This window comes from Halocola ammonii (assembly GCF_049334165.1).
Lineage (GTDB): Bacteria > Bacteroidota > Bacteroidia > Flavobacteriales_D > Sanyastnellaceae > JBEGHD01.
In genome coordinates this window covers 93,652-103,647 of the sequence record NZ_JBEGHD010000015.1, presented here as the reverse complement: position 1 = coordinate 103,647, position 9,996 = coordinate 93,652, and the positions used below count along the sequence as shown (strand labels likewise).

Sequence of the window (9,996 nt, the reverse complement as noted above, 5' to 3'; positions counted from 1 at the left end):
CTCTTATGGTCACTCAGGACAGCTGTCAGTTTGTTACCGATTGCTTGGAATTTCCTGTGGTTAGTGTGGAGGAATTAGATGTCAATCAGATTGAAGTTTATCCTAACCCCGTTTCTGACTTCATACAGATTAAGGGGTTAAGAAACGGTCGAAAAATTGATGTGTTCAATACCATGGGAAAACAGGTCTCCTCAATAGTTGCTGAAAACAAAACCGAAGAGCTTGATTTCACCGATCTCGCTCCGGGTGTCTACTTTTTGAGAATTTCCGATGACAAAGGAGTTTCGACTTTCAGAATTGTGAAAGAATAGCAGGTTGGTCGGCCTTTTTTAATCAACGAACCACCAATCTGGTTGACAAACCATTCCCTGCTCTCAGGATGTAAACTCCCGATTGCAGGTGTGAAATATCTATCTCACCAGAGAGCGGGACAGTTACTTTTCCCAGAGATCTACCCTCAATTGAATTGATGCTTAGATCAACACCTTCAGCTCCTTTCACGGCAACCTGATCTACTGCAGGATTTGGTTGGAGCCTTAACTGATTATTCTTAGTCATTTCCCCGACTCCTGTCGTCAAATCCTGAACCGGGATGAAGTTCGAGAATTCATATTCACCATTCATCATGCTGTAGTATTCCACCTCGATTTCTCCAGTGAAACTTCCCTCCGGTTCAAGCAAAACGCTAAACCGCTCACCGGGATAAATCTCGAGAATTTCCGGTGAAAAGGCATTTTCCAAAACCCGCCCGTCAGACATCATCACTTCGGCATTTAGGTTCTCGGGAAAATGAACCTTTACAAGCGAGTATGCCATGCTTCCGAGTCGCAATGCGATTTTTTCGTTGGGTAATGCCCCAACAGTGGTCCCAGTGCTTTGCAAGTCTTCTCCTGACCTTCCGTTGACCATAAAATAGTCAGGTTGAATTTCATGAAAAGGAAAAGCCATTGCTGGATTATCATTGGTCTCTCGCTCCAAATCAGACATCAAGAATTCGTAACTGCGGTCGTAAACAGGACCACCTTCAAAGAGTTGGTTCTCGCCTGCCTCAACTACAAACATTCCGTACATACCCATGGTGAGATGCAGCGTGGTGGTGACGTGGCAGTGATAGAGAAATGTACCTTCGTGACTGGCCTTAAAGCTGTATTCACCTGTTTGCCCCGTGTAGACCGTGAAAGAAGTTTGCGGAACACCGTCATTGGCCTGGTCCACATCCAGTCCGTGTAGGTGAATTGTGTGACCCTCCTGAGAAAAGTTGGTAAAAGCCAGATGTACACTGTCTCCTTTTTGAGCGGTGAGTAGCGGTGCAGGAAGCGTCATTGGCTCATCCATAAATCCGTAGCCCCAAAAGTTCGTGCTGCCAAAAGGGCTGAGCTGCAACTGGCCATCCATCGCACTGTACAGGTCGAAGTTAACCTGCGAAAAGCCAGCAGAAGCCACCAAAAGAAAGATGATTAACAACCTGTTTTTCATGGGTTAACTTGAATTTGGGTTAGCATTCCTCCGGGATAAAAACCGGTATTGGTCACGGCAATCAGGTTGTGATCGTGCACGGGGTAAACCCCTTCCTGATCGGCAACGAGTTTGAATGTCATCGCCTCCCCAGACTTAAGCGGAACAGTGTCTTTTATCCACCCAACTCTGTCAGATTGTATCTGTGCCGAAAGAATTTCTATGTGAAATCCGTGAAAGTGAAGCACGTGATCCATCACACCGGAGTTGACCACAGAAATGATTACTTCCTGCCCAAGATCGACATCCACCTTGCCCGAAGGATCTTCCAATGTGTAGGGATAGTAAGTCCCGTTTATCATGAAAAGCTCAGGTTGATAATCTGCCGGAATCTCGCTGGTGGTGGTGTTTGCCAGTTCCGTTGAAAGCGACTTATTCAAATCAAAAAGATTCCAGAAAAAGTGCGGCATTTCGGAGTAGCCGACCAAAATGATCCCCGAAGCTCCGGCCAGTTTGCCATAGCTAAAATCGGAGTAGTATCTCCACGTACCGGGATTTTCGAAGGAAAATGAAAACGATGCTTCTCCTCCGGCAGCAACAATGTTGTCGCTTTCCAGAATCCCATCGATGGTAAGGTTGTGATCCAACGTGTCGTGGTTAATCACCGTCAGGTTGAGAATCTCGCCCATCTCCAGTTCGATAATGGAGTTGGCTGAATTGAGAGTGTCGATAGTATTAAAAGAGCAAGCTGAAAAGCTATTCTCATCTATCGTAACAGTGCCCTTGTTGATGTAAAGCGTCACGTCCGCAGCCTTGGCAGCTTGTGAAGTAAGTATCGCAAGGACAATTAGTAAAAATCCGGAAAATCGCATCGTCATGGTTTGATCTTCAAATATAAGGCACAAGCCTGTCGGCTCCTTCTATTTGACAAAGATCATCTATTCTGCTGGCTCAAGTCATGGTTTGAGGCAACCTTTTAATCTAACTTCAAAAGAAAAAAGAGAGCCATGCCTAAATCGATAACAACAGTAAAAGAATTAGTGGAGACACTAAAGAATAAGCCACCGGGCAAAAGCTACTTGCAGGTGCTTAAAAGGATTGACATTCCACTCGATGAATTTGAAAAATATATCACCTGGAACCGCGACCGCTACACCAGAAACTGTCTGGTAAATACTGATGAATTTGAGCTTTTGCTCGTTTGCTGGGAAAAAGGCCACAAATCAGTAGTTCACGATTACCATACTCACATGGCGTGGGTAAAAACGATAAAAGGTCAGTTGAAAGAAGAGCGATTTATGGAGTTTGATGGAAAGCTTGAAAGAGTGAGTTCCGTCCACCTCGGAAAGGAGGACTTCTCATACCTGGCGGAGCCAATCGCCATCCATCGCTACTTGAACAACACTGATGATCGGACAATTAGTTTGCACCTCTATGCCGGACCAATTGAAAAATGGACCGAATACGACTTGGATACAGGAGAAGCTACAACGAGAAACGTGAGCTATGATTCGGTTTATAAATTCACAGACTCCGGAGGTGTTCGCGTTTCATAAACTCCCTCTGGAATCGGCAATGTGGATAAAAGAAAAAGCCCGGGAAATCCCGGGCTTTTTTATAAAACTTGCGATAAGCTCTTCTATATTTTGATTGAAACGCCAAGTCGAAGAATCGAAACTCCGTAGCCAAGCTCTAACATTGCAGCCAGATTGTCCTGAAAGAAGTAGCGGCCGCCAGCGAAGAAATCGTAGGCAAAGCCTCCTCCACTGCTACTCACATTGCCCGGAACATCTCCAACTTCCCTTGCTGTCGCAATATTAAACCCAAGCATTAAACCTCCGTAGATATCGAGATTCTCTTCGATAGGATAAGTGTATACCCCGCGAGGTCCAAGTACGATGTAAGTGTAGTTCCAGCCGTACTCACCACCAAAGTAATTGGTGCGAAAGCGGTTCTGGGCAATTCCAAAATATCCTCCGATAGAGACAGTTCCTTCGTCAACCACATCTTGCTCTATACCATAATCAACTGACACAGAAATTGGAGGCAAAACTGTTGAGTAGCCAAGGCCTCCCAGGTATGGTGTCCCAAGTCCAATCGCTGGACTCACTAAAATTTCACCTGGTGTAAAGTTATCTACCTGCTGGGCACGCATGCCAAGACCGGAGCCCAACAGCACAATCAAAATCAGAAATTTTTTCATCGTTTTCGGTTTTCTTAGTGGTTATGGATTTTTCAGTTTAGAATATAGCTATTCTTTTACAAATCTAATAGTTTTCAATCCATTTGCTGTCTCCACCTGTAAAATGTAAGCGCCTGAATTTAAACCACTCACATCAATGTCAGTTTCATTTGAAGCAGTTGCACTTTTCCCCTCGTCAATCATCCTTCCGCTAATTGAAAAGATGCGGTAATACTGCACTTGACTTTCTGCTGAAATTGAAAGCTGACCTGAAGTCGGCACTGGGTAAACAGTCACTGCTGCTAATTCAATTTCTTCTACACCGATCGGATCCACACAGCCAAGTGGTGTAAAGGTCACCAGCCCGAGCTCTTCATCATCAAACTGATGTGAAATCACAGACTCTGCATCTTCAACGGTGATCTCCTGCTCGCCCATCCAGCAATTGTTCATCGCCATCAGGTCGTTAGGAGTATTGTTGAAAAGCGCGTAAGTCACTCCTCCGTTGCCATTGTCTTCAAACACATTGAGTCCAGGGTTAAAGTTGGCTTCGGTTGTATCGCCAAGGTTAGCCATCGTTTCGCCCTGGAGTGTCATTCCCCAAAGATTCCCTGAGATCGTGTTTTCAGTAACAGTGGCCATGTTCTGGCTGGTTCCACTCATGTTAATTCCACTTCCTCCAAGAAGCGGCTCACCCTGAATGTTGTTGTCGTAAATATTGTTGCCAACGATAAGTGTCGTTAGATTTCCACCAATGGCCGCGATTCCATAACGGTTATTAAAAATCTCGTTGTTTTCGATCACCGCGTGACCTTCACCTCCGGCCAAAAGTGCCACGGCAATACCACCTGATTCTATATAGTCTGGATGACCTTCGATAGTGCAGTTGCTGATGATGATCGTGTCCTGTCCGGATGGCCCGAGGTTGATTTGCGACTTGTTTACGATGCTCGCTCCATTAAACTGGAAAGTGCAGTTGTCGATAATCGGTGCAAAAGCTCCGTTGGCCGGTGAGTTGATGGCCGCTGTTTGATTTTCGATAAAAGTGGAGTTGGTGATGCTCGGAGTACCGTCTGAAAAACCGAGTGCGCCTCCAGTTGAAGCAATCATTTCCTGGTACTGCACTGTGCAGTTATCCATTGTGAAGTCTTCAGTCAAAACCCGGAGACCACCACCGTATTCGAAAGTGGCGTTGTTCAGGTCGATCACAGAGCCGCTTTCAAATCGAAAGCCTTTGTAGTGTGAGTTTTCCTCAGCCCAGGTGAAGGTCAATCCATTCTCACTGTCAATAGTAAATCCACCCTGAATGGTGATCAGTGCGTTCGGGCTGATTTTCACGAGAAGGTCGCCCGTTTCTTCAAGAATGTCTGTAGCAGAAACAGTCACGCTATCTGTCACCAGATAGTCGTCACCGTCCATCACTACCGTTCCGTTGGAGTTTTCTACCAGATAATCAAAATCAATGGTAAGTCCATTGTCTGGAGTTGTGTATTGAGCCAACAAACTGCTGGCGATAAAAAGAGAAATGCAGGTAAATAAAAGTCTCATATTTCAAAATTTTGTTTGGGTGCAAAGTTAGAATCCACCAGAAGAAATCACCATCAGAACCGCCTTTCAATTGTTAAAAATTGCTGCTTTATTGTAAACTTAGAAATGTGTGAAACTTTGAACAAACGTCTTTAAAACCACGGGGTTGATCTTTAGAGAAACTCCAAACTCACGTTGTATTCAAAAAGACTTTGCATCTTTAGAGCGTGATAAGCAATGCAAGCAATATTGCCGTGGTTGGCGGCACCCGATTCGATTCTCAAAAGGGAGCCAGGCTCCTTCGAGAAAGGGGCATCTCGTCAACACCAATCAACATGTCGGAATCGCCACAAGAGCAGTTCGATCTATACAATGATCCAGATGCCGTATTTAAGAGGTTTAGCGAAAAATGTCAGGGAAAGGGATTCTCCGAGTTTGTCTTTTACTGCAACTCACTTTCCTTTAGCTACGACTGGAGTAAACATCAGGAGCTTAGCATTTTCGAATTGACTGCGCATTTCCTTGAAATCCTGAAAAACCTCTCTACACAGGAGAGTGTGATTGTGGTGGCAGAGGACGCCACCAAAAGCAATTTGCAGAAATTCATCAACAGCAAAATGCCCGGTTTAGAAAATAGTTTTCAAATCGATTCCAGGCTCGACCTGATCAACGAGCTGGAGAAAGCATCTGAAGAAGAGCAGGAAAAAATAATGCATGATCTTTTGGAAAGCTACAAAAAGAAAGGCGTGAAAGAAATAGTCTTAGGCTGCACTCATTTTGATGACCCCAACCTCGAATCCGCGCCTGGTCTAAAAGTCCATCAACCGGGTTTAGCCCTTATCAATGAAGTAAAAGAGCAATTCGGGGCAAGACATGAGTAAGGATTAACTTGAAAATTTAACCTGTTGGATTTCAAACCCTTTCGGAATTATCTGACAAAGGCATGGCATTTTTAACCTACATGGTTGCCAGAGGTATAAGTCAAATTTGTAGTGAATAAAACAATTGACTGACTTACAAACCTTATTCCACCCGATATGAAACAAGCAAGTTTACCTTATCAATTTGCCTTACCTCAACTATTCGAAAAGTTCTTTAAACCTCAATCCTCCGGGCACATAGCCGAAGAAGAAGAACAGCCGCAAACAGAAAACAGGAAGAGAACAAAAACTCGCACAGTAACGGCAGAAGGCCTTTCGCTGAAGCCATCTTTTCGTGTGGGCTGGACACCTTCTAAAAGCCAGGACCAAACAGCTCCGGGTGTGGTGCCCAAGATCAACACCAAAAAAGCTGCGCGCACGCTAACTCCCGAAAGAGTTGTGGGGCTTCACGCTGTGGATCACATCGACCAAAAGAAAACCGAATTGCGGTGGCATTGCGCGCAGGATGCGGAGCTCTACGAAATTCAATACAACGATACATCTTATGATGATCTTCGCTGGTCGAAACTTTGTGAAACACCTTCTGTACAGGTTATTCCAAGTGAAACAATTGCTTCGGGCGAGTACTACTTCCGCGTGAGGGCCAAATCGAAATTTGGGGTGGGCCCATGGAGCGGGCAGTGCCTGCTTAGAGTAGGCTGAGGACAGACTTCTTTTTTCTTTCTTTCCTTTCCACCGGAAGTTATTGACAAAATAACCCGGAATTCGTAGAGGGTTTCGCGTGAAATTATAACTTCGACTCACTATGAGTAAACCGAAGAAAAAGAATTCCGGAAAGAAATCCCTAAAGCGCAATCTGCGCAAAGAAATTTTGGAGGTGTTTCACACCCAGCACACAAGGCAGCTCAACTACAAGCAAGTTGCTTCTGCTATGGGTATTCAGGACAGCGGGATTAGAAAGCTGATCCTACAACTATTGCATGAAGGGGTGCAGAAGGAGCACCTTGTTGAAATGCAGAAAGGAAAATTCAAACTCGCCAAAGTTCCTGAAGAAATTGTTTCCGGCATTGTACAAATCACAAGAAGCGGTCGCGGATTTGTGATCGTAGAAGGTCGCGAAAACGATATCGAAATCCCTAAAAATAAAACCGGAAAAGCCATGTGGGGCGATTTGGTGGAAGTTTCAATCAATCCCAAATCGAGAAAACCAAGTGGTCAGATTGTTCGCGTGATCGAGCGAGCCAAGGATCGTTTTGTCGGCATCCTCGACAAATCGAAAAACTATGCTTTCATGGTCCCCACTGACCATAGAATCCATGTAGATTTTTTCATAAGCAAAGACGACATCAAAGGAGCCAAAGATGGCGACAAAGTGGTGGTTGAAATGATCGATTGGGAAGATGCTCAGGACAGTCCCACCGGAAAGGTTGTGGAAGTTCTCGGGCGACCGGGCGACAATGAAACCGAGATGCACGCCATCATGGCGGAATATGGCCTACCGTGGGAATTCCCTCAGGAAGTCGAAAACGAAGCCAAAGGAATCCCAACAGAAATCACCGAAAAGGAAGTCGGGAAAAGGAGAGATTTTCGGGATGTACCGACTTTCACAATTGACCCGGCTGACGCCAAAGATTTTGACGATGCCATTTCTTTCGAGAAACTGAAAAATGGAAATGTGGAAATTGGAGTCCACATTGCTGATGTTTCTCACTACGTCACTCCAGGGTCACTTTTGGATGAAGAAGGTTTTAATCGCGCCACTTCAGTTTATTTGGTAGACCGCGTGGTGCCGATGTTGCCGGAAGTGCTCTCCAACGGACTCTGTTCACTGAGACCCAATGAGGAGAAACTATCGTTCTCGGCAGTTTTTGAAATTGATAAAGACGCCAGGGTGAAGAAAGAGTGGTTCGGCCGAACAGTGATTTGCAGCGATCGCAGGTTCACTTACGATGAAGCGCAAAAGGTCATTGAAACCGGCAAAGGCGATTTCAGTGAAGCTATTGTAGAAGTCAATCGACTGGCAAAAACAATGCGTGCCGAGCGAATGAAAAAAGGTGGCATCGACTTCGACACCGAGGAAGTGAAGTTTGAACTTGACGAAGACGGAAAACCAATTGGAGTCTATAAGAAAGAAATGAAAGAGGCCAACAAGCTGGTCGAGGAGTTTATGCTCCTTGCCAACCGAAAAGTGGCTGCTTTCATTGGCGATCCCAAAAAAGGAAAGCCAAAAACTTTTGTCTACCGAATTCACGACCTTCCTGATGAAGACAAAATCAGTCTACTTCGTGATTTTGCCGCACGTTTTGGATACAACATGCCAAAGGCGAACAGTAGCAATTCGATGTTTGTCATCAACAAATTGCTCGACCAGGTGAAAGACAAGCCGGAGGAAGACATGATAAAGATGATGGCCATCCGCACAATGTCCAAGGCGGAGTACTCTACCGAGAACATCGGTCACTACGGACTGGCTTTCGACTTTTACTCGCACTTCACCTCGCCCATCAGACGTTACCCGGATGTGATGGTGCACCGGCTCTTGGCCCACTACCTCGATGGTGGAAACTCAGCTTCGCAAGAAGAATATGAAGACAAATGCAAACATTCCTCGCTTCAGGAAAAGAAGGCCGTGGAAGCAGAGCGCTCTTCGATCAAATACAAGCAGGTAGAGTTTATGATGAGCCGCATAGGCCACGAGTTCAACGGAATTATTACAGGACTCACCAGCTGGGGAATTTATGTAGAAATCATTGAAAACAAGTGCGAAGGGATGGTCTCGCTGGACAGCATGCAAGACGATCACTACCAGTTTGACGATGAAAACTACGTACTCGTTGGCAAGCGAACAGGAAACGAGTTCAACATGGGCGACAAGGTCAACATCAAGGTGATTGGTGCTGACCTGATCAAAAAACAGCTCGACTTTGAAATAGTGGATTAACCGCCCGACCGTGCCGCTTATTTTTCTTTTGGAAAAGAACGAGGTTCAGAATACCTTTGCGGCCTGCATTTCCAAAAAAATGCTGCGCCTATAGCTCAGTTGGTTAGAGCACCTGACTCATAATCAGGTGGTCCCTGGTTCGAGCCCAGGTGGGCGCACTAGAACTCAAAAGTCCCTTTCAGTGCATGAAAGGGACTTTTATTTTGAACTATCTCGAACTGATTCTTTTCAGAACGCTATTTTTGACGCAGACTTTTTTTAAAATGGCTCAGATAAATAAACTTTCTGTACTCGTTCCTGCCTTTAACGAAGAACAGACTATCGAGCGAATCCTCGATCGGCTTGGTGAAGTAAAGCTTCTCAACGACATTGAAATGGAGATAGTTGTGGTGAATGACGCCTCCACGGACAATACCCAAGAAATCGTTGAACGGTATATTACCAATCATCCAGAGCGATCATTCTCGTTTTTTTCTCAGCCCAAAAACAAAGGCAAAGGGGCTGCACTTCACAAAGCCATTGAAATGGCTACAGGCGACTACCTCGTGGTGCAAGATGCAGACCTGGAATACGACCCTGAAGAATTCAACAATCTTCTAAAACCGGTTTTTAAAGCCGATGCAGACGTAGTTTATGGCTCCCGGTTTATGGGTGGTAACCCGCACAGAATCCTCTTTTTTTGGCATTCGCTCGGTAACAAGTTTTTGACGATGCTCTCTAACATGTTTACCAACCTAAACCTCACGGATATGGAAACATGCTACAAGTTGATGAGGACATCCATTGCAAAAGAATTGCTCCTTAAAGAAAATCGTTTCGGATTTGAGCCAGAAGTGACTGCCAAAATCGCCCGCATTCCCGGAATTCGGATTTATGAAATCGGAATTTCTTATTACGGCAGAACTTATGCCGAGGGCAAAAAAATCAACTGGAAAGATGGTTTTAGAGCAATGTGGTGCGTTCTCAAATACAACCTACTCGACAGAAGAAGTCACAAGAAAAAGTAGTTG

The 9,996-nt window shown here is 45.1% G+C and carries 10 protein-coding genes and 1 tRNA gene; 7 read left to right on the top strand and 4 right to left on the bottom strand.

Annotated elements, in window-relative coordinates; genetic code table 11:
• Positions 1 to 311: T9SS type A sorting domain-containing protein (locus tag ABHV44_RS14445; protein WP_459075420.1), on the top strand; the 311-nt coding region annotated here is incomplete at its 5' end.
• Between the two features lie 22 nt (positions 312 to 333).
• On the opposite strand, the gene ABHV44_RS14440 is transcribed toward ABHV44_RS14445, so the two are convergent.
• Both ABHV44_RS14440 and ABHV44_RS14435 read right to left on the bottom strand, forming a co-directional pair.
• Positions 334 to 1,476 (bottom strand): multicopper oxidase domain-containing protein, encoded by a 1,143-nt coding sequence (locus ABHV44_RS14440; RefSeq protein WP_459075419.1) that lies wholly within the window; start codon positions 1,474 to 1,476, stop codon positions 334 to 336.
• Positions 1,473 to 2,333 carry a multicopper oxidase domain-containing protein gene (locus tag ABHV44_RS14435; protein WP_459075418.1) on the bottom strand — a complete coding sequence of 287 codons (861 nt, stop codon included), beginning with the start codon at positions 2,331 to 2,333 and terminating at the stop codon, positions 1,473 to 1,475. The genes ABHV44_RS14440 and ABHV44_RS14435 overlap by 4 nt, the downstream gene beginning before the upstream one ends.
• Positions 2,334 to 2,462: 129 nt before the next feature.
• On the opposite strand from ABHV44_RS14435, the gene ABHV44_RS14430 reads away from it, so the two are divergent.
• Positions 2,463 to 3,011, top strand: a complete 549-nt coding sequence (locus tag ABHV44_RS14430) for a cysteine dioxygenase (protein ID WP_459075417.1) — start codon at positions 2,463 to 2,465, stop codon at positions 3,009 to 3,011.
• Between the two features lie 83 nt (positions 3,012 to 3,094).
• Here ABHV44_RS14430 and ABHV44_RS14425 read toward each other — a convergent pair whose 3' ends face one another.
• Both ABHV44_RS14425 and ABHV44_RS14420 read right to left on the bottom strand, forming a co-directional pair.
• Positions 3,095 to 3,658 carry a hypothetical protein gene (locus ABHV44_RS14425; RefSeq protein ID WP_459075416.1) on the bottom strand — a complete coding sequence of 188 codons (564 nt, stop codon included), beginning with the start codon at positions 3,656 to 3,658 and terminating at the stop codon, positions 3,095 to 3,097.
• Positions 3,659 to 3,706: 48 nt separating this feature from the next.
• The gene (locus ABHV44_RS14420; protein ID WP_459075415.1) at positions 3,707 to 5,185 is read right to left on the bottom strand and encodes a T9SS type A sorting domain-containing protein; all 1,479 of its coding nucleotides are present in this window, start codon (positions 5,183 to 5,185) and stop codon (positions 3,707 to 3,709) included.
• A gap of 314 nt (positions 5,186 to 5,499) precedes the next feature.
• Here ABHV44_RS14420 and ABHV44_RS14415 point away from each other — a divergent pair, with 314 nt between their 5' ends.
• The 5 genes from ABHV44_RS14415 to ABHV44_RS14395 all read left to right on the top strand — a co-directional run bounded on the left by ABHV44_RS14415 (position 5,500) and on the right by ABHV44_RS14395 (position 9,993).
• A complete protein-coding gene (locus ABHV44_RS14415; protein WP_459075414.1) occupies positions 5,500 to 6,045 on the top strand; it encodes a hypothetical protein in 546 nt (181 codons plus the stop codon).
• Positions 6,046 to 6,201: 156 nt separating this feature from the next.
• Positions 6,202 to 6,747, top strand: coding sequence for a hypothetical protein (locus ABHV44_RS14410; protein ID WP_459075413.1), 546 nt, complete (start codon positions 6,202 to 6,204; stop codon positions 6,745 to 6,747).
• Between the two features lie 103 nt (positions 6,748 to 6,850).
• On the top strand, positions 6,851 to 8,986 hold the full coding sequence (gene rnr, locus ABHV44_RS14405) for a ribonuclease R (protein WP_459075412.1): 2,136 nt from the start codon (positions 6,851 to 6,853) through the stop codon (positions 8,984 to 8,986).
• A gap of 84 nt (positions 8,987 to 9,070) precedes the next feature.
• A tRNA-Ile gene (locus tag ABHV44_RS14400) sits at positions 9,071 to 9,144 on the top strand.
• 105 nt (positions 9,145 to 9,249) lie between these two features.
• The gene (locus tag ABHV44_RS14395; protein WP_459075421.1) at positions 9,250 to 9,993 is read left to right on the top strand and encodes a glycosyltransferase family 2 protein; all 744 of its coding nucleotides are present in this window, start codon (positions 9,250 to 9,252) and stop codon (positions 9,991 to 9,993) included.
• Positions 9,994 to 9,996 lie beyond the last annotated feature (3 nt).